Genomic DNA, 18,531 nt, shown 5'->3' with positions numbered 1-18,531 from the left:
TAAAAAATCTATTATAATTATTAATTATTAACGCTTAATTATAACAAGTAAATATTATTTACGAATATCAATATTTATTGAAAATGGAAGTTTTATAATCTTTTTTAAATAAAACAATTCCAGGTCGATAGTTAAGTTTGAGTTTTTTACTCCATTTTCAGATGTGATTTGGTTATTTTTAATAATAGATTATTTATAGATAGGTATCATAAGGTACCATACTAGAAAGCGTTAAATTAATTGACGATAGACTTGTTTTTTGGATTTGGTGTTAAAAAATAAGTATAAAATTGTAACTTTTATTTCTATAGTTATGGTTAATCAAGTTATAAAAATATAGAAATAGTAATTTTTTTTCAGATTTTTAATAGTCTTTTATCTATTCTACTATTTTTTGTTGATTTAAAGAAACCAGTGTTAGTTTATGTTGTATTTTGATTTATGTTATTATTCACTTTTAACTTAAAAGACTAGTTTTTGTTAATTATAACTTTTTATTACTTCCAATTTAATAGAAATTACGTTGAAATTTTATTGAATAAGATTTTTACCATTTGACTCATAATAAAAATAACAAGATATGTTTATTGTTCTGTCTTTTTGTTTCAATCATTATTAAAAATAAATGATCATACATATATGCTATAAATTTTTTGAATAGTTAGTATCCATTTAAGTACCTCCTAATTTTTGTAAAGTTAGGAGGTTATTGTTTATTGAACAACAACTACCATTGCTGGGCGAACTAAGCGTTCATTTAAAGTAAATCCAAATTGTACGACTTCTAAAACAGAATTAGGGTCTTTGTCTGTCATGGGTATCATGGTAACAGCTTCGTGCAATTGTGGATTAAAGGTTTCGCCTTCAGGATTAATCATTTCTACACCAAATTTTTTTAGAGTTGATAAAAAAACTTTATCAGTCATTTCTAATCCTTCCACAATATGGTTAACAGTTGCTTTTTCTTCTTGTGCAGTTTTAATACTCATGCTTAGTGAGTCTTTTACTTCAAGTAATGCTCTGACGAAACTATCTAATGCAAATTTGTGTGCATTTTCGATATCTTTAGTATTCCGGCGTTTAAGGTTTTCCATTTCTGCTCGAGACCTTAAAAGTTGATCCCAATTATCCTTAGCAGATTGCTGAGCTTGGGCTAGTTGTTCTTGTAAATCATTATCTTGAGGTGGTTGCAAGTCAACTTTAGTAGTGGCTTCAATATCTTTTTTTTCTACTGAAGGTTTTTTCTGATTCTTTTTTTCTGATTTCTTTTTTGTCATTTTGTTGTTCAATTCATGTATATTTGTTAAAAATATTGATTTATGTTAAAAGTATTGATTTATATGTAATAAATGAAATTATCTATAAATTAACTTAATATATTATTTATTATAATGGCTATTTTAAAGAATTTAATCTTAATGATCAACAAATATGTTTAACACAATTGGTATTATTACTAAACCCAATGATTCTGTGAGTGAGGACACGGCTATTAGGTTAAGTGAATTTTTATTAATCCATAGCGTAGATGTAGTATCTGGGAATAAAAGTATTATTCAACAAGCAGACTTGATTATTGTTGTGGGTGGCGATGGTTCGATACTTAGTACTGCACGTAGTTTTGTTGACAACAACATTCCAATTTTAGGTATTAATCTTGGTCGGTTGGGTTTTTTGGCTGATGTACCGTTAAAAGGTATGTTTGATATTGTTTCAGAAGTTTTAAATGGTAAATATATTAAAGAAGAACGTTGTTTGCTGTCTTGTCAAATAAAACAAAATAATAAAACATTAGATAATTTTTTAGCATTAAATGATGTGATTATTCATCGAAAAGAACATTTAAAAATGGTTGAGTTTGATGTTTATATTAATGATAAACTTGTTAATAATCAGCGCGCTGATGGTTTAATTATTACAACACCAACAGGATCAACCGCTTATGCATTATCAAGTGGTGGACCTATTATGCATCCAGGTGTTAATGCTATTGGTTTAGTGTCAATTTGTCCACATACTATGAGTCATCGACCTTTATTGATTCCAGGCGATAGTGAAGTAATGATTCAAGTGAAAGATTCAGATGATGGTACGATTGTTAGCTTTGATGGGCAAACCTCAATTGTTATTAAAGTTGGTCAAGATATTTGTGTGCGTCAGCACAGTAGTTTTATTAATTTATTACACCCAAAGGGTTATAATTATTTTGAGATTATTCGATCTAAATTACATTGGGGTCACAAACTATAGTCAATGTTTTAGTTAAGTGTTAAAAATTTGTACGTTGTTGAAATGATTAGAATTTTCTTAGGTTTTTGTTGTTACAAATGAAATAGGTTGGGAAAGCCTAGCTTTTAATTTGATTTTAGTTAAAAACTATTATACTACTTTGGTGTAGATAAATATGAAGTTAAAGTTAATAGTGCGGTTCAAGATCTAATAATGTAAAATCCTTTACAAGTATAATTATTGTAAAATAGCGGCGTTGAACGATGATAACTTATCAAGAGTATTTATTACTATCATTATTTTAATGTGTATGAATGATTGATTGAAATGTACGATAAAAATGAGATCTAACTTTTATTTATCTTCAATTATCAACAGTAATTACCAGATGTATATGTTATATATACAAGCATATTTTATGTCTTTTTTAGTTTAGTAGTTAATACATACAATAATGAATTATATGGATGAAGTTATAGTAGTATAATTTTAAATATTGTTTCAAAAATGATTATTTAACATTTGAATTTTGATGCGTTAGTAGTTTTCTAAAATAGTTCTTTTTGAGGTAATTTTTCATTATAAGTTATGTTTTGTGTATCCAATGCTATATGTTCAAGCTATTAATTACAAATCTTTGCATAAACTTTATCCGACATACCTTTTTAAAATTTAGTTAACCGAGCGGGTAACCACCAGCGATAGAACTTTTAGAAAAAATAATTTAACACTTTAACATTTTAACACTTTAAGAAAGTATGTGATTGTGAATTTCATAGTGATTCTATAAGCTGGTTAGCTACTTTTTTAAAAATTTATTTTTTTTTAAACGTTCAATTCCTAATATTTTAAAAATGTACTTTTGGTAAGCGGGTTCAGAATTGCCAGTTTTCATATTACGAATAAAAAATTTCTCAAAGGCGATTTTAGCAAGATGCATCATTTTACCTTTTTTGGCCCAGGTAACGTTTCTGGGAGGAATTTGGGGCATAGCGACAAAGGTAACACCTGTGTCACCCATGTCAGCAATACAAACAGCATTCCAAGTTGGGATATGAGTAGGTGCTTTATTAGCAATCATTTCTTCAATATTATGTACAACAGCAGTGACCATGGATTCAATCATATAGCCTGTTTTTGGTGTGCCGCACATTACAGGTGTTTTTTCAACAGGGGGAATGGCAATATTCACACCGATTGAAAAGATATTATCTTTAACAGGAGATTGTTGATAATCATTTACTATAACAAATCCACGTGGATTAACAAAACCTGCATCTATATCTGCTAATTTCGCAACTGTATCAACACCCTTAAAGGCTGGTAACATCATAGTATACTGAGTGGCTGTTTCAATTGTTTTAACTACCTCTCCTTCATCATTAACTTGATCTACCGTAACTTTATTAGCTGCAATATTAGTAACTTTAGCGTTAGTAATCCACTTGATATGACGTTGTCTAAATTCTGATTCTAATAAACCTTTTGAATCACCTACACCACCCAATCCTAGATGGCCAATATATGGCTCTGCCGTAATAAAAGTGATAGGACATTTATCACGAATACCTTGTTTTTTAAGATCAGTATCCATAATAGTAGCGAATTCATAAGCTGGACCAAAACATGAGGCACCCTGTACAGCACCTACAACAATTGGCCCACCACCACTTGTACAAAACTTTTTCCATTCTTGGCGTGCTGATTCAGCGTGGGCAGTAGTGCAAATTGAAACACTATGACCTTCAGGACCTAAACCTTCAATCTCGTCAAAAGCAAGTTTAGGACCTGTAGCTAGCACTAAATAATCATAGTTTATAACCTGGTTACCAACCATAACTTGGTTATCATTAGGTTTGATTTCATTAGCCTCACCAATAATAAGCTCAATATTTTTGCGTTTTAAATAAGGTTCAAGTAAAAAACTAATATTCTCTTCACTACGCCAACCAACAGCTAACCAAGGGTTTGAAGGGATAAAGTTAAAGTTTGGATTATTGGAAATAACCGTTACCTTATGATTTTTTCCTAATGTTTTTTTAATATCGTAGGCAAAAGGTAGTCCGCCTGTACTTGCGCCAATAACAACAACATGAGACATAATATCACTCCTAAAAATAAGTTAATTATTCTGATAATACGTATACTTGTCAAATGTATCACAATATGATTATATAATCATATTTAATTAAAGATTAATTTAATTGATTGGAAGTCATATTTTAGTCATCTTATGAGTTGTGTTTGTGTATCCAATGCTATATGTTCAAGCTATTAATTACAAATCTTTGTATAAACTTTATCCGACACACCTTTTTAAAATTTAGTTAACCGAGCGGGGTAACCACCAGCGATAGAACTTTTAGAAAAGTAATTTAACACTTTAAGAAAGTATGTGATTGTGAATTTCATAGTGATTCTATAAATTGATTATCTACTTTTTTTTAAACGTTCAATTCCTAATATTTTAAAAATGTACTTTTGGTAAGCGGGTTCAGAATTGCCAGTTTTCATATTACGAATAAAAAATTTCTCAAAGGCGATTTTAGCAAGATGCATCATTTTACCTTTTTTGGCCCAGGTAACGTTTCTGGGAGGAATTTGGGGCATAGCGACAAAGGTAACACCTGTGTCACCCATGTCAGCAATACAAACAGCATTCCAAGTTGGGATATGAGTAGGTGTTTTATTAGCAATCATTTCTTCAATATTATGTACAACAGCAGTGACCATGGATTCAATCATATAGCCTGTTTTTGGTGTGCCGCACATTACAGGTGTTTTTTCAACAGGGGGAATGGCAATATTCACACCGATTGAAAAGATATTATCTTTAACAGGAGATTGTTGATAATCATTTACTATAACAAATCCACGTGGATTAACAAAACCTGCATCTATATCTGCTAATTTCGCAACTGTATCAACACCCTTAAAGGCTGGTAACATCATAGTATACTGAGTGGCTGTTTCAATTGTTTTAACTACCTCTCCTTCATCATTAACTTGATCTACCGTAACTTTATTAGCTGCAATATTAGTAACTTTAGCGTTAGTAATCCACTTGATATGACGTTGTCTAAATTCTGATTCTAATAAACCTTTTGAATCACCTACACCACCCAATCCTAGATGGCCAATATATGGCTCTGCCGTAATAAAAGTGATAGGACATTTATCACGAATACCTTGTTTTTTAAGATCAGTATCCATAATAGTAGCGAATTCATAAGCTGGACCAAAACATGAGGCACCCTGTACAGCACCTACAACAATTGGCCCACCACCACTTGTACAAAACTTTTTCCATTCTTGGCGTGCTGATTCAGCGTGGGCAGTAGTGCAAATTGAAACACTATGACCTTCAGGACCTAAACCTTCAATCTCGTCAAAAGCAAGTTTAGGACCTGTAGCTAGCACTAAATAATCATAGTTTATAACCTGGTTACCAACCATAACTTGGTTATCATTAGGTTTGATTTCATTAGCCTCACCAATAATAAGCTCAATATTTTTGCGTTTTAAATAAGGTTCAAGTAAAAAACTAATATTCTCTTCACTACGCCAACCAACAGCTAACCAAGGGTTTGAAGGGATAAAGTTAAAGTTTGGATTATTGGAAATAACCGTTACTTTATGATTTTTTCCTAATGTTTTTTTAATATCGTAGGCAAAAGGTAGTCCGCCTGTACTTGCGCCAATAACAACAACATGAGACATAATATCACTCCTAAAAATAAGTTAATTATTCTGATAATATGTATACTTGTCAAATGTATCACAATATGATTATATAATCATATTTAATTAAGGATTAATTTAATTGATTGGAAGTCATAAAAAAGCGATTTTTTTATAAGCTAGACTGTATAATTTATACTTTATATTGGTAAATTCGATTAGGCGAATAGATATTTTGGCAACAAGAAGTGAATGGCCAAAGGTACAATTAAGTATATTATTAGTAGTGAGTATTTATTTTTCTATGAGTAATGTGGCTATAGCAGCAATTTATGGTGGCATAATTGGTCTATTAAATACTAGTTTGATTAATAGGTATATAAATAAACAAAAAGGGAAATTAAATATTAGTCCAGGTACTGTTGTTATAATGATGTCAGTTAGTGTCATTATGCGTATGATTTTATTAGTGTTAATGACTTTTTTTGGCTTATTAATTGTAGGGTTAGCACCAGAGGCATTAATTATTGGTTTGGTTTTGGGGCAGATTGGTTTTTTAATAGACAGGGTTATAAATAGGTAATGTCATCGACAAATGAAGTCATAACTTCTGGTAGCTATATTAAGCACCATTTACAAAATTTGACGTATGGTCAATTTCCAGATGGTTATTGGGGTTTTGCACATACTTCTGAACAAGCAAAAGAAATGGGTTTTTTGGCTGTTCATTTGGATACATTGGGCGTATCTTTTGTGTTAGGTATTTTATTTTTAAGCTTTTTTTATCGAATTGGTAAAAAAATGACCTATGATGCCCCTTCAGGGACACAAAATTTTATTGAAAGTGTAGTTAGTTATGTTAACGAAAATGTTCGTGGTTCGTTTAATGGTCAAAATCCTATGGTTGCACCATTAGCGCTTACTACTTTTATTTGGATTGTATTGATGAATACTATGGATTTGGTGCCAGTTGATTGGTTGCCATACATTGCACAGAAAATCGGAGTTTGGTTTGGTGCTGATCTACATCATGTTTTCTTTAAAGTGGTGCCAACTACAGATCCAAATGCAACTCTTGGTATGTCAATTGGTATTTTTATACTGATAATTTATTATAGCATTAAGGAGAAAGGAATAAGCGGTTTTGCAGTAGAATTAACTTTTCACCCATTTGGTAAAATGATGTTGCCGTTTAATTTGTTTTTAGAAGGAGTGAATTTAATTGCCAAGCCTATTTCATTAGCATTACGTTTATTTGGTAATATGTATGCAGGGGAGATGATTTTTATTCTTATTGCTTTATTGCCATTTTGGATTCAGTGGAGTTTGTCTTTACCGTGGGCAATTTTCCATATTTTGATTGTATTATTACAAGCATTTATTTTTATGACTCTGGTCATTGTGTATATGGATATGGCCCATCAAAAGGAACATTAATTATATTTTATAAATAGGAGTAAAAAATGGAACAAAGTATTTTATTTTTAGCAGGTTCAATTTTAATGGGTTTAGGTGCATTAGGTGCAGCAGTTGGTATTGGTATTTTAGGTGCAAAATTTTTAGAAGGCGCTGCGCGCCAACCGGAGTTAATACCAATGCTTAGAACGCAAATGTTTATTGTGATGGGTTTGGTGGATGCAGTACCAATGATTGCTGTTGGTATTTCAATGTATATTTTATTTGCAGTTGCAGGGTAAAATAAAAAAATGATTTGAAATACAAGGACTGAGTTATGAATATTAATTTGACAATGTTTGGGCAATTAATCATGTTTGCTATGTTTACTTGGTTTTGTATGAAGTTTATTTGGCCGCCTATTGTAATGGCTATGGAAGAACGTCAAAAACATATTGAAGATGGTTTATTAGCGGCAGAGCGTGGTCGTTTTGAGGAAGCAGAGGCGCAAATTAAAGCCAAGGAAATTATTAATCAATCTAAAAGTCTAGCGACTGAGATTATTACAAATGCTACTCGTCAGGCTTCAAATATGGTTGAAGATGCAAAATATAACGCTTTAAAAGAAGCAGGTAAGGTAAAGGAGCAAACTCAAGCTCAGCTCGAACAAGATACAATTTGTGTTCGTAATGAGCTAAAGAATCAAGTGTCTGATTTGGTTATACAAGGCGTTAGTGCGGTCCTTGATAAGGAGGTTGATGTTAGATTACATCAACAAATGTTAGGTAAATTGTCAGAATCACTGTCGTAATTAGCTATGAAATTAGCTGTTATCGCCAAACCTTATGCTAATGCAATTTTTGAATTAGCACAGCAGGATATTTCGTATTTACAGTGGAAGATGGTTTTAGATGTAGGAGCACATTTACTTCTTGATAAGAAGATGCGTAGATTTATTGTTTCTCCTAACATTCTAGAACAAGATAAATTAAGTACTATTAAAATATTGCTTAGGTCAATATTAGACAGAGAATTAAGAGCGCATGAAGCGATGTTTATTAGCGTGTTGTTAGATAATAACCGTATTAACATTTTGCCAAGTATCGCAATCTTGTTTACAAGTTTGATTAATATAACAAATAATACTAAAATATTTACTATCATTAGTTCTTATCAGTTAAGCAAATCTGAAAAAGAACAAATTGTGAGTGATTTAATGAATCAATATAATAAAGCAGTAAGTATTAATATTATTGTAGATAAAGATTTAGTAGGTGGTGTTATTATTAAAGATGGTGATAAAGTTATTGATATCTCAATCAAAGCTAGGGTGGATGAGCTAGGTTTACGTTTGTCAAAAACACATTAATTATTAAAATTTAAAGAGGAATGACTATGCAATTAAACGCTCATGAAATCAGTGATTTAATTAAAAAGCAAATAGAAGGGTTTGATTTTACTGCTGAGGCACGTACAGAAGGTAGTGTAGTTAGTGTGAGTGATGGTATTGTCCGTATTCACGGTTTGGGCGATGTACAATTTGGTGAGATGATTGAATTTTCAAATAACACCTTTGGTATGGCGCTTAACTTAGAACAAGATAGTGTTGGTGCAGTTATTCTAGGCGATTATTTACATATTTTAGAAGGTGATATTGTTAAATGTACTAATCGCTTAGTTGAAGTTCCTGTTGGTGAGGCTATGTTAGGTCGAGTAGTTAATCCTCTAGGTAAGGCTATTGACGGTAAGGGTGATATTTATGCTCAAGGTGTACGCCCCTTAGAAATAATGGCGCCTGGTGTGATTGATCGTAAATCAGTAGACCAGCCTATTCAAACTGGTATTAAAGCGATTGATGCAATGGTGCCAGTTGGTCGTGGTCAGCGAGAGTTAATTATTGGTGACCGTCAAACAGGTAAAACATCGGTAGCAATTGATGCAATTATTAACCAAAGAGACAGTGGTATTCGTTGTGTATATGTTGCTATTGGTCAAAAAGACTCATCAGTAGCTACAGTTGTACGTAAATTGGAAGAATATGGTGCATTGGCAAATACTATTATTGTTGTTGCAGGTGCTGCAGTTTCTCCAGCGTTACAATATATTGCACCTTATGCAGGATGTGCTATGGCTGAGTATTTTCGTGATCGAGGTGAAGACGCGCTGATTGTTTATGATGATTTAACTAAACAAGCTTGGGCTTATCGTGAGGTTTCTTTATTGCTTAAACGTCCTCCAGGACGAGAAGCTTATCCGGGTGATGTATTTTATTTACATTCACGCCTACTTGAGCGTGCTTCACGTGTTAATGAAGACTATGTAGAAAAAATGACGAATGGTAAAGTTAAAGGACAAACAGGTTCTTTAACAGCATTACCAATTATTGAAACCCAAGGTGGTGATGTGTCAGCATTTGTGCCTACTAATGTTATTTCAATTACAGATGGTCAAATTTTTTTAGAAACAGATTTGTTTAATGCAGGAATTCGTCCAGCGATTAATGTGGGTTTATCAGTATCACGTGTGGGCGGTGCAGCACAAACCAATATTATTAAAAAATTAGGGGGTGGTATTCGTCTTGATTTAGCACAATATCGAGAATTAGTAGCTTTTGCACAATTTTCTTCTGACCTTGATGTAGAAACTAAAGCTCAAATTGATCGTGGTCAGCGTGTTACTGAGTTAATGAAGCAAAATCAATATTCACCTTTATCAATTGCTGAAATTGCGACTTTATTGTTTTCTGCTAATTCAGGTTTATTAGACGATATTGAGGTAAATAAAATAGTTGATTTTGAAGTGTCACTAATTGCTTATATAAAGGTAAACCAAGTATCATTAATGAATAGGATTAATGAAATAGGTAATTATAATGATAAAATTGCAAATGAATTGCAAATAGCAATTGATGATTTTAAAACAAACTATACTTGGTAGGATAGGATAGATAATGGCAGCTGGAAAAGGAATTAGAACGCAAATTTCAAGTATTAAAAATACCCAGAAGATTACTTCAGCTATGGAAATGGTGGCAGCTTCTAAGATGAAAAAAGCACAAGATAGAATGTTAGAATCACGCCCTTATTGTGAGAAAATTTCTAATATTATTAGTCATTTAGCTTATGCGCATTCAGAATTTCAACATCCTTATATGAATAGCTCTAAAAAACTTCAGAGTATTGGCATTATTATTATTTCAAGTGATAGAGGTTTGTGTGGTGGTTTGAATACTAACTTATTTAGATATATTTTAAGGAAAGTTGTTGAATATCAAGCTAAAGGTATTAAAGTTAACGTTTGCACAATTGGTAAGAAAGCAACTTTATTTTTTAAAAATTTTGGTTTAAATATTAAATCTGTATTGACAGATTTAGGTGATTCACCCCACTTTGATGACTTATTAGGAACGATTAAGATCATGCTTGATGGGTTTGATTTAGGTGAAATACAGCAATTATCAGTTGCCTATAACAAATTTGAAAATACTATGATTCAGATACCAACAATTATGCAATTAGTACCAATAGTATCAATTAAATCAGACAATATAAACCATTATTGGGATTATATTTATGAACCTAATGCACAAGAAGTTATAAGAGCGTTATTAGTTCGTTATATTGAAGCTTTGGTTTATCAAGGTTTGGTTGAGAATATTTCTTGTGAACAATCTTCACGTATGATTGCAATGAAAAGTGCGACCGACAACGCAGGTGATATGGTTAAGGAATTGGAATTGATTTATAACAAAGCAAGGCAAGCAGCAATTACGCAAGAAATTTCTGAGATTGTTAGCGGTGCTAAAGCTGTTTAAAGTTTAAAAAAGGAAAAGCAAAATGAGTATAGGAAAAATTATACAAATTATTGGAGCGGTTATCGATGTTGAATTTTCAGCAGATAATATGCCAAAAATTTATGATGCCTTAAAAGTTTTAGAAACAGGCTTAACCTTAGAAGTTCAGCAGCAATTGGGAGATCATATAGTACGTGCAATTGCTATGGGTGGCTCTGAAGGCCTAAAAAGAGGACTAGAAGTCACTAATACTGGTGAGCCTATTAAAGTGCCTGTTGGTGTCAAGACATTAGGGCGGATTATGAATGTGCTTGGTGAACCAATTGATAATGCTGGTGAAATCGGTCAAGAGGTTGATTGGGCTATACACCGAAGCGCTCCTGATTATGATGAATTAGCACCTACAACAGAATTATTAGAAACAGGTATTAAGGTGATTGATCTAATTTGTCCATTTGCTAAAGGAGGTAAGGTTGGTTTATTTGGGGGTGCTGGTGTTGGTAAAACTGTTAATATGATGGAGTTAATTCGTAATATTGCTATTGCGCATTCTGGTTATTCAGTGTTTGCTGGTGTTGGTGAACGTACTCGTGAAGGCAATGATTTTTATCACGAAATGAAAGAGTCAAATGTACTTAATAAAGTATCTTTGGTATATGGTCAAATGAATGAGCCGCCGGGAAACAGATTGCGTGTTGCCTTGACAGGACTCACCATGGCAGAATACTTTCGTGATGAAGGTCGTGATGTATTGTTGTTTATTGATAATATTTATCGTTATACACTTGCAGGTACGGAAGTATCGGCATTATTAGGTCGTATGCCATCAGCAGTAGGGTATCAGCCAACATTGGCAAGTGAAATGGGTGCATTACAAGAGCGTATTACTTCAACTAAAAAAGGCTCAATTACCTCAATCCAGGCAGTATACGTACCTGCAGATGATTTAACAGACCCATCACCAGCAACTACATTTGCTCATTTAGATGCAACAGTTGTATTATCACGTCAAGTAGCAGAATTAGGTATTTATCCTGCGGTAGATCCACTGGATTCTACTTCACGCCAACTAGACCCGTTAATTGTAGGAGGAGAACATTATAATGTAGCTCGTGGTGTGCAAGGAGTTTTGCAACGTTATAAAGAATTAAAAGATATTATTGCAATTTTAGGAATGGATGAGCTATCTGAAGAAGATAAGCGTTTAGTATCTCGTGCTCGTAAAGTTCAACGTTTTTTATCTCAGCCATTTTTTGTAGCAGAAGTATTCACGGGAGCACCAGGAAAATATGTATCTCTCAAAGATACAATTGCTGGATTTAAAGCTATTCTTGATGGTGAAATGGATGATTTTCCAGAACAAGTATTTTATATGACAGGCTCAATTGATGAGGTTCGTGGAAAATCTAAGGAGAAGGTATAAATGTTGACCATTCATGTTGATGTTGTTAGTGCAACAGAATCTCTTTATTCGGGTGAGGTATTGTGTGTATTTGCTCCTGCATCTACAGGAGAACTTGGTATTTACCCAAAACATACGGCACTTTTATCAATATTAAAACCAGGTGAAGTTAGAATAGAAACCGATAAAGATATAGAGTCAATTTATGTTTCTGGCGGAATCATAGAAGTTCAGCCAGATGTTGTTACTATTTTTTCTGATACTGCAATTAGAGCAAATGACTTAGATGAATTTAAGGCATTAGAGGCCAAACAACGTGCGCAAGATGAAATGGATAATTCAACCGATACTCAAGATATTTCAGCAACACAAGCAGCACTTTCTGAGTCTATGGCACAATTGCAAATGATTAGTAAAATACGCGGTAAAAAGTGTTGAAAATGATGATACGTGAAAAAATATTATTTTTAGTGTTTATGTTTTGATTTTTCTATTAATGAAGATTGCAATACAACAGTAACTAAGTAAAAATAAAATGATTATTTATTACCAGTAGATATCTAAAGAGGATTTCTTATTATAATTATTGTTGTTTGTAACAGTCTGTAAAACTCTATTTATTGAATCTTTATTTAAGGAAGAACTTATAGGTAATTTATTTTGTTGTTTTAGAAGTTGTCTAACAAAATTGGATGATTTTCGAATTTGAATAAATATAAAATGTAAAAAATATATTAATACTGTGAGTTATATAAGGTTTTAGTTTGTTGTAAATTTTTCCTCAAATAAAGGTAGAATGATTGGTGTAATGTGTGGTTTACGTATTAATATTTTTATGAAAATTTTTTTGTTATTATAATACCTTCTTTGGTAGATTGTCTTCTGTAGAATCTGTCTACATCTTTATTTTACTTAATTACACGATGGCAAAAAAATCTTTTGTTCTATAAGTATTGGAGTATTAGTAGGGCTATTAATGATTTTTTTAGTAAAAACTGGTTTGGTAGTATTTCTGTTAAAATGGTATTATGTTAGGTATTTTTCCATAGTTTTATTATAAGTATTCTGAGATTTTAGTAATAAATCACAAACTTCTCTTACTGCTCCGTGACCACCTATTTTTTCAGTTACAAAGTAAGCATTTTTTTTAATTAGTTCATGAGCATTCGAAACAGCGATTGGCAGACCAATTTTTCTCATAACGGGTAAATCAATTATGTCATCACCTATGTAAGCAACTTGCTCAGTTTTAAGTGATAGTTTCTTTATGAGATTATTAAAAGCAACAATTTTGTTATCTTGTCCTTGGTAGAAATGTTTAATGTTTAAATTTTTCATTCGGTACATTACATTTTTGGAACTTCTAGCACTAATAATAGCGGTTTCAATCCCGTTTTGGTTTAACAGTTTAATGCCTAACCCATCAAGAGAGTTAAAGCGTTTCAGTTCTATGCCTTTGTCAGAGAAATATAAGCCACCATCTGTTAGTACACCGTCTACATCAAAAATAATCAGTTTTATGTTTTTGGCCTTTAAATGGAATTTATTAGATAATTGCATATAGTTTATTCCATTTGAAATAAGGGCCAGGATCGGTTTTTATTTCTGGAGAAATATCAATATGATCTTTAATGGCACTTATTAGATAATTATATTTTAGTAATTTTACTCATCTTATTTAAGATGTTATTGTACCGATTCATATAGTATATTGTTGTTTCCTTCTAATTATGCTTTATCTTATAGTTTGCATGCTAAATTTGATTAAAGGTGCAAACTGAATTATCATGCCGTTGTGTTTTAATCAATAAGTTTGTTGATTATCCTCTAGTTGATTGTTTAAAAATTTTTAATATAGTGATTGTCAAACTTTCCAGGTAGTAATGAAATACTATGAATAACAATTAAAGAGATGATTTCATTGGGTCGTTAATTAAAATTTGGTAAACTAATTGTTTTAGTTTTTTCCAGTAGGTGATTATTAATTAATATATAAATTATAATTCTAATTTAATCGATTAAAGTAACGACCTCTTAGTAGTAATCTTGGATTAGTTGGGTTGTCAGTAAATGCAGAACGTTTATGTAAGATATTATTACACAATATACCTTGATTAGCAGTCAAGGTATGGCTGAAGTGATATTTAGTGGTAGTTTTTAAATATTTGTCTAAAACGGTAATAGCTTGTCTAACTTCTTGGGAAGTTGAATAAATAATATTTTTTTTTCTTTGCGTATAACGCATATACAGTTGTGAGGTGGGTTGATCAATAAAAAAAATTGCACCTATAGAAGTTCTACGTTTAACAATGTTGTTTATAACGTGTTCTGGTATAGTTATGGTTTGGTCATGAGTGAGAGCCATGGCAACATCTGGATTAGATTCTCTTAGTTGTAAATACACTATTTGTTGGTTAATCCACTTATTTTCTCCACCATAACTTGCAGGCGTAACACAAAACAAAGAAAATGCTCGTATGCGTTTAGCTATTTTGTTGTAATAACCGTCTGTGTGCCAGCCGATGGATTTATCGGTGTATGGAATAAATTTAGCTTGGTCTTTTTTAACGTTCTTAGTAATATTCGTTAAACCTTGATTTAGAACGTATAAATGTGAATCATAATCTATCAATCCAAGCTGTTTGTTAATAGCGATGATAGCCCTTGGATAGTTTTTTTGTTGTTTAATATGAAATAAGGCAAAATTATTTTTTTGGCATAAAAGCTTAATTTTATCTTTTTCTGATTTTATAATCTTGAAAGGATTGTTAATTTCAATCAAACAGGTTTCAATATTAGTGTTAGAGTTGGCTAATTTATCATCTCTCCAATATTTATATTCATCTAAATTATTAAGAATGGACATAATAATTTTTAGCTATTAATGCGTTTATTAATCACCCATTGTTGAGTAATTGATAAGATATTGTTGATCATCCAATAAAGCACTAATCCAGAAGGGAACCATAAAAAGAAGATTGTGAACACAAAAGGCAATGCCATCATAATTTTTGCCTGTATTGGGTCAGGTGGAGGGGGGTTTAGTTTTTGTTGAATAAACATAGAAATACCCATGATAAGAGGTAATATATAATATGGATCTGGTGCTGATAAATCAGTTAAATACCAAAATGTGGCTTGGCGTAATTCAACCATTTCTAATAGTACCCAGTAGAGTGAGATAAATACAGGAATTTGTACTAAGATAGGTAAACAACCAGATGCAGGGTTGATCTTTTCTTTTTTGTATAATTCCATGGTTTTTTTACCTAGTTTTTGTTTGTTATCACCATAGGTCTCTTTAAGTTTTTTCAATCTTGGAGCAAGCTGTCGCATACCTGCCATTGAGCGGTATGATTTTTCGCTGAGTTTATAAAATGCTAATTTTATTAGTAAAGTAAGGATGATAATAGAATAACCCCAAGAATTAATTATTGAATAAATCCAATTAAGTAATTCAGATAATGGCTTGGCAATAATAAACAATATGCCATAATCAACAGTTTTATCTAAACCTGGTGCAACATTGTCAATATGAGATTGTTCTTTAGGACCGATGTAAAGATTACTATTTGTTATGGTTTTTGTTGCACCAGGCGCAATTGATAGTTCTGGGTTTACAACAGTTAACAAATACTTATCATTGATAATCTTTGAAGAATAAGTATGTATTTGGTTTAAATTTGGAATTACGGCTACAAAGAAGTAATGTTCAATCATTGCCATCCATCCGCCTTTGTAGCTGACTTTTGGTTGATCGTCAAAGTCCTCAAACTCTATTTTTTCATATACATCTTGGTTATTAAATCTTGCTCCACCTGTATAGGTTGGCATTATCATGTTATCTTTATCAGGCATATTACGAATTAATTGTGTGTAGCTAGTTATGTGTAATGTGCTATCAGTGGTGTTAGTTACTTGGTAATCAATGCCAACTACGTAGCTATTTTTTTTGAAGTGATATCTTTTATTAACTATAATCCCATTTTCACTTTTCCAAGTAAAGGGTACAATTAAATTTTTGCCATCCATTTGATAATATATATTTTTCGAACTAAATATTGAATGGTGAGTGGGCATTTTTTCTTGTGGCAATAAGCCACTTTGTGCTTGGAATATTTTGCCAGTTTTATCACTAAGTAGTTGGAATTTTTGTTCAGAATCAATTTCTATTGGATAATCGTTTAACCATGCATTTTGGATAGTACCACCCTTGTGGCTAATTTCTAGAGTAAGTAAATCGGTTTTGACTGTTGTAAATTGGATCTGATTTTTTGTATCAGTATTAGTAAAGTCTAATTTATTATTGTGATTTGTAACACTTGGTATATCTAGGTTTTGATTTGTTAATGAGTTATTTATCGTGCTAGTATCTTTAATCTTGGTTTGGCTAATAAGAGTATCGTTTTCATCTATTTTATGTGTTATTTCCCACTTGTCCCACAAGAGGAAAATACTTAAAAAAATAGCAATAATGAGAAAGAATTTTTGATTGTTCATAATGTTATTTATTAATTAAAGAGTGGGATTATTTTTTTGGTACGGGGTCAAATCCACTATCATGCCATGGATGGCACTTACTAATACGTTTTAAACTCAGGCCTAACCCCTTAAAAAAGCCATGTGTTTGGATTGCATCATAGGAATATTGTGAACAAGTAGGTTGAAAACGACAATTAGAGTTTAACAAAGGACTGATAAACAGTTGATAAAATTTAATTATAATTAAGAGTAAATAATGCATTAATAGGTGATTATTTTTTTGAATAAATGTAGCAGATCATTAGTCATTATAGAGTTTTTAGCGGGTTTTGAATGTTCTGCCATTACTACAAATTCCCAATGATTTAAATCATTTTGATGTATCCTGAAAGTTTCGCGTGCAATTCTTTTGGTTTTATTTCTATCAATGGCTAGACGATGAATTTTTTTTGAAATGGCAAGCCCGAGGCGAGGCTCCGGAGTATCAATTTTTCGTGCTAAAACTTGCCAGTATTGCCCTTTAATTATTTTGCCATGTTTAAAAATGGTTTTATAATCAAATGGTTTTAAAACTCTTAAATTGCGTGTTAGTCTAAAGGACACTTAAATTAGTTAAGCTGCTAGACGCTTACGCTTTTTTTTTCTACGCGCGTTAATAATAGCGCGACCTGATTTTGTCCTCATTCTTAATCTGAAACCGTGTGTACGTTTACGTTTAATAACACTTGGTTGAAAGGTTCTCTTTTGCTTCATAATGAAATATCTTATAAGATAAAATCTTGCAATTCTACCATAATTTAATTCTCTAACCTTATATTTGTTGTCTTGTTAGAGCTTTAGTATTCTAATATTTTATTGTTAATATATTCTTATCTAAGAATGCCCTAATAGCTAATTTGTGGATTGTGGTAAAAGTTTTAAGTGGTATTGTTTATTCCTTATTGGTTAATGTTGTTCTAAATATATTTGCAATAAGTTGGTAAATAACTAATTAAGATACATGAATTATATGAAAAATGTATTATACCTTCATCTTAATGATGAAAAGATGTTCCAAATAACTAAAAACTATTTCAAATTCTCTAATATTGAATGTATAGTTAATATTATATATTGGTTATTGTTGGTAGTTAAAATACTTGTGTACTTATTTTTGAATAGTTCGAATTTGGTATGGTTATTATATCCAGATATAATAAGTGTATTGATACTAAATCAACTATATTAGTTTTTATTAATAAACAAAATTTATGATTGTGATATAGATGAACGATTGTAGTTTGTGATTTGTTTTGATAGAATTTATTCAGCAAAGTATAAATCTTTAGCATTTAAAATTTTAATATGTAACGTGCTTATTTGTAAGAACTGTTCATTGATATTTTAATTTATAGCGAGTAACCCCGTTACTTAGTAATCATATTATGATATCAGTAAATTGAGTTTTGGTATTTATGAATATGAAAAGTAGTACCATAGTTACTGAAAAATTATTTATTAACATAAGATAAAGAGGTATTTTAAAATATACAGATCAATAACCTATTAT

The 18,531-nt window shown here is 31.5% G+C and carries 19 protein-coding genes; 10 read left to right on the top strand and 9 right to left on the bottom strand.

Going from position 1 to position 18,531, the window contains the following annotated elements:
* Positions 1-713 precede the first annotated feature (713 nt).
* Positions 714-1,277 carry a nucleotide exchange factor GrpE gene (gene grpE, locus HUW60_RS04830; RefSeq protein WP_190600394.1) on the bottom strand — a complete coding sequence of 188 codons (564 nt, stop codon included), beginning with the start codon at positions 1,275-1,277 and terminating at the stop codon, positions 714-716.
* A gap of 154 nt (positions 1,278-1,431) precedes the next feature.
* Here grpE and HUW60_RS04825 point away from each other — a divergent pair, with 154 nt between their 5' ends.
* Positions 1,432-2,250 (top strand): NAD(+) kinase, encoded by an 819-nt coding sequence (locus tag HUW60_RS04825; protein ID WP_190600393.1) that lies wholly within the window; start codon positions 1,432-1,434, stop codon positions 2,248-2,250.
* Between the two features lie 778 nt (positions 2,251-3,028).
* Here the strand turns inward: HUW60_RS04825 and HUW60_RS04820 are convergent.
* Both HUW60_RS04820 and HUW60_RS04815 read right to left on the bottom strand, forming a co-directional pair.
* Entirely contained in the window at positions 3,029-4,330 is a 1,302-nt protein-coding gene (locus HUW60_RS04820) for an NAD(P)/FAD-dependent oxidoreductase (RefSeq protein WP_190600392.1), read from the bottom strand.
* Between the two features lie 329 nt (positions 4,331-4,659).
* A complete protein-coding gene (locus HUW60_RS04815; RefSeq protein ID WP_190600391.1) occupies positions 4,660-5,949 on the bottom strand; it encodes an NAD(P)/FAD-dependent oxidoreductase in 1,290 nt (429 codons plus the stop codon).
* A 196-nt stretch (positions 5,950-6,145) separates the two neighbouring features.
* Between HUW60_RS04815 and HUW60_RS04810 the strand changes: the two genes are divergently transcribed.
* From HUW60_RS04810 to HUW60_RS04770, 9 genes are read left to right on the top strand one after another with little or no spacing between them, the layout of a single operon-like run.
* Positions 6,146-6,493 (top strand): ATP synthase subunit I, encoded by a 348-nt coding sequence (locus HUW60_RS04810; RefSeq protein ID WP_190600390.1) that lies wholly within the window; start codon positions 6,146-6,148, stop codon positions 6,491-6,493.
* Complete coding sequence (gene atpB, locus HUW60_RS04805; RefSeq protein WP_190600389.1) at positions 6,493-7,347, top strand: F0F1 ATP synthase subunit A; 855 nt, start codon at positions 6,493-6,495, stop codon at positions 7,345-7,347. The genes HUW60_RS04810 and atpB overlap by 1 nt, the downstream gene beginning before the upstream one ends.
* A 26-nt stretch (positions 7,348-7,373) precedes the next feature.
* Positions 7,374-7,607 carry a F0F1 ATP synthase subunit C gene (atpE, locus tag HUW60_RS04800; protein ID WP_011930318.1) on the top strand — a complete coding sequence of 78 codons (234 nt, stop codon included), beginning with the start codon at positions 7,374-7,376 and terminating at the stop codon, positions 7,605-7,607.
* A 35-nt stretch (positions 7,608-7,642) separates the two neighbouring features.
* Positions 7,643-8,116, top strand: a complete 474-nt coding sequence (locus HUW60_RS04795) for a F0F1 ATP synthase subunit B (RefSeq protein WP_190600388.1) — start codon at positions 7,643-7,645, stop codon at positions 8,114-8,116.
* 6 nt (positions 8,117-8,122) lie between these two features.
* Positions 8,123-8,674, top strand: coding sequence for a F0F1 ATP synthase subunit delta (locus tag HUW60_RS04790; protein ID WP_190600387.1), 552 nt, complete (start codon positions 8,123-8,125; stop codon positions 8,672-8,674).
* 20 nt (positions 8,675-8,694) lie between these two features.
* Positions 8,695-10,242, top strand: a complete 1,548-nt coding sequence (gene atpA / locus HUW60_RS04785) for a F0F1 ATP synthase subunit alpha (protein WP_190600386.1) — start codon at positions 8,695-8,697, stop codon at positions 10,240-10,242.
* 13 nt (positions 10,243-10,255) lie between these two features.
* The gene (gene atpG / locus HUW60_RS04780) at positions 10,256-11,119 is read left to right on the top strand and encodes a F0F1 ATP synthase subunit gamma (RefSeq protein WP_190600385.1); all 864 of its coding nucleotides are present in this window, start codon (positions 10,256-10,258) and stop codon (positions 11,117-11,119) included.
* Positions 11,120-11,141: 22 nt separating this feature from the next.
* The gene (gene atpD, locus HUW60_RS04775) at positions 11,142-12,521 is read left to right on the top strand and encodes a F0F1 ATP synthase subunit beta (RefSeq protein ID WP_190600384.1); all 1,380 of its coding nucleotides are present in this window, start codon (positions 11,142-11,144) and stop codon (positions 12,519-12,521) included.
* Positions 12,522-12,938 (top strand): F0F1 ATP synthase subunit epsilon, encoded by a 417-nt coding sequence (locus HUW60_RS04770; RefSeq protein ID WP_190600383.1) that lies wholly within the window; start codon positions 12,522-12,524, stop codon positions 12,936-12,938. It begins immediately after the preceding gene.
* Positions 12,939-13,526: 588 nt separating this feature from the next.
* On the opposite strand, the gene kdsC is transcribed toward HUW60_RS04770, so the two are convergent.
* The 6 genes from kdsC to rpmH form a co-directional block, all read right to left on the bottom strand.
* A complete protein-coding gene (gene kdsC / locus HUW60_RS04765; RefSeq protein WP_190600382.1) occupies positions 13,527-14,060 on the bottom strand; it encodes a 3-deoxy-manno-octulosonate-8-phosphatase KdsC in 534 nt (177 codons plus the stop codon).
* A gap of 445 nt (positions 14,061-14,505) precedes the next feature.
* On the bottom strand, positions 14,506-15,366 hold the full coding sequence (locus HUW60_RS04760; protein ID WP_190600381.1) for a TauD/TfdA family dioxygenase: 861 nt from the start codon (positions 15,364-15,366) through the stop codon (positions 14,506-14,508).
* A gap of 8 nt (positions 15,367-15,374) precedes the next feature.
* Positions 15,375-17,000 carry a membrane protein insertase YidC gene (gene yidC, locus HUW60_RS04755; protein ID WP_190600380.1) on the bottom strand — a complete coding sequence of 542 codons (1,626 nt, stop codon included), beginning with the start codon at positions 16,998-17,000 and terminating at the stop codon, positions 15,375-15,377.
* A 28-nt stretch (positions 17,001-17,028) separates the two neighbouring features.
* Positions 17,029-17,244 (bottom strand): membrane protein insertion efficiency factor YidD, encoded by a 216-nt coding sequence (gene yidD / locus HUW60_RS04750; RefSeq protein ID WP_238924474.1) that lies wholly within the window; start codon positions 17,242-17,244, stop codon positions 17,029-17,031.
* The gene (gene rnpA / locus HUW60_RS04745) at positions 17,244-17,585 is read right to left on the bottom strand and encodes a ribonuclease P protein component (RefSeq protein WP_190600379.1); all 342 of its coding nucleotides are present in this window, start codon (positions 17,583-17,585) and stop codon (positions 17,244-17,246) included. The genes yidD and rnpA overlap by 1 nt, the downstream gene beginning before the upstream one ends.
* A gap of 9 nt (positions 17,586-17,594) precedes the next feature.
* Positions 17,595-17,735, bottom strand: a complete 141-nt coding sequence (gene rpmH, locus HUW60_RS04740; RefSeq protein ID WP_011930306.1) for a 50S ribosomal protein L34 — start codon at positions 17,733-17,735, stop codon at positions 17,595-17,597.
* Positions 17,736-18,531 lie beyond the last annotated feature (796 nt).

It is taken from the genome of Candidatus Vesicomyosocius sp. SY067_SCS001 (assembly GCF_014706615.1).
Classification (GTDB): Bacteria; Pseudomonadota; Gammaproteobacteria; order PS1; family Pseudothioglobaceae; genus Ruthia.
This window is presented reverse-complemented; position numbering and strand designations above follow the sequence as displayed.

Bases quoted from the DNA above. Each gene is read 5' to 3' on its own strand.
- atpE (WP_011930318.1), top strand. From the start codon at position 7,374: ATGGAACAAAGTATTTTATTTTTAGCAGGTTCAATTTTAATGGGTTTA.
- HUW60_RS04825 (WP_190600393.1), top strand. From the start codon at position 1,432: ATGTTTAACACAATTGGTATTATTACTAAACCCAATGATTCTGTGAGT.
- atpB (WP_190600389.1), top strand. From the start codon at position 6,493: ATGTCATCGACAAATGAAGTCATAACTTCTGGTAGCTATATTAAGCAC.
- HUW60_RS04815 (WP_190600391.1), bottom strand. From the start codon at position 5,949: ATGTCTCATGTTGTTGTTATTGGCGCAAGTACAGGCGGACTACCTTTT.
- HUW60_RS04795 (WP_190600388.1), top strand. From the start codon at position 7,643: ATGAATATTAATTTGACAATGTTTGGGCAATTAATCATGTTTGCTATG.
- HUW60_RS04820 (WP_190600392.1), bottom strand. From the start codon at position 4,330: ATGTCTCATGTTGTTGTTATTGGCGCAAGTACAGGCGGACTACCTTTT.
- HUW60_RS04790 (WP_190600387.1), top strand. From the start codon at position 8,123: ATGAAATTAGCTGTTATCGCCAAACCTTATGCTAATGCAATTTTTGAA.
- rpmH (WP_011930306.1), bottom strand. From the start codon at position 17,735: ATGAAGCAAAAGAGAACCTTTCAACCAAGTGTTATTAAACGTAAACGT.
- grpE (WP_190600394.1), bottom strand. From the start codon at position 1,277: ATGACAAAAAAGAAATCAGAAAAAAAGAATCAGAAAAAACCTTCAGTA.
- atpD (WP_190600384.1), top strand. From the start codon at position 11,142: ATGAGTATAGGAAAAATTATACAAATTATTGGAGCGGTTATCGATGTT.
- kdsC (WP_190600382.1), bottom strand. From the start codon at position 14,060: ATGCAATTATCTAATAAATTCCATTTAAAGGCCAAAAACATAAAACTG.
- atpA (WP_190600386.1), top strand. From the start codon at position 8,695: ATGACTATGCAATTAAACGCTCATGAAATCAGTGATTTAATTAAAAAG.
- atpG (WP_190600385.1), top strand. From the start codon at position 10,256: ATGGCAGCTGGAAAAGGAATTAGAACGCAAATTTCAAGTATTAAAAAT.
- yidD (WP_238924474.1), bottom strand. From the start codon at position 17,244: ATGCATTATTTACTCTTAATTATAATTAAATTTTATCAACTGTTTATC.
- yidC (WP_190600380.1), bottom strand. From the start codon at position 17,000: ATGAACAATCAAAAATTCTTTCTCATTATTGCTATTTTTTTAAGTATT.
- HUW60_RS04770 (WP_190600383.1), top strand. From the start codon at position 12,522: ATGTTGACCATTCATGTTGATGTTGTTAGTGCAACAGAATCTCTTTAT.
- HUW60_RS04760 (WP_190600381.1), bottom strand. From the start codon at position 15,366: ATGTCCATTCTTAATAATTTAGATGAATATAAATATTGGAGAGATGAT.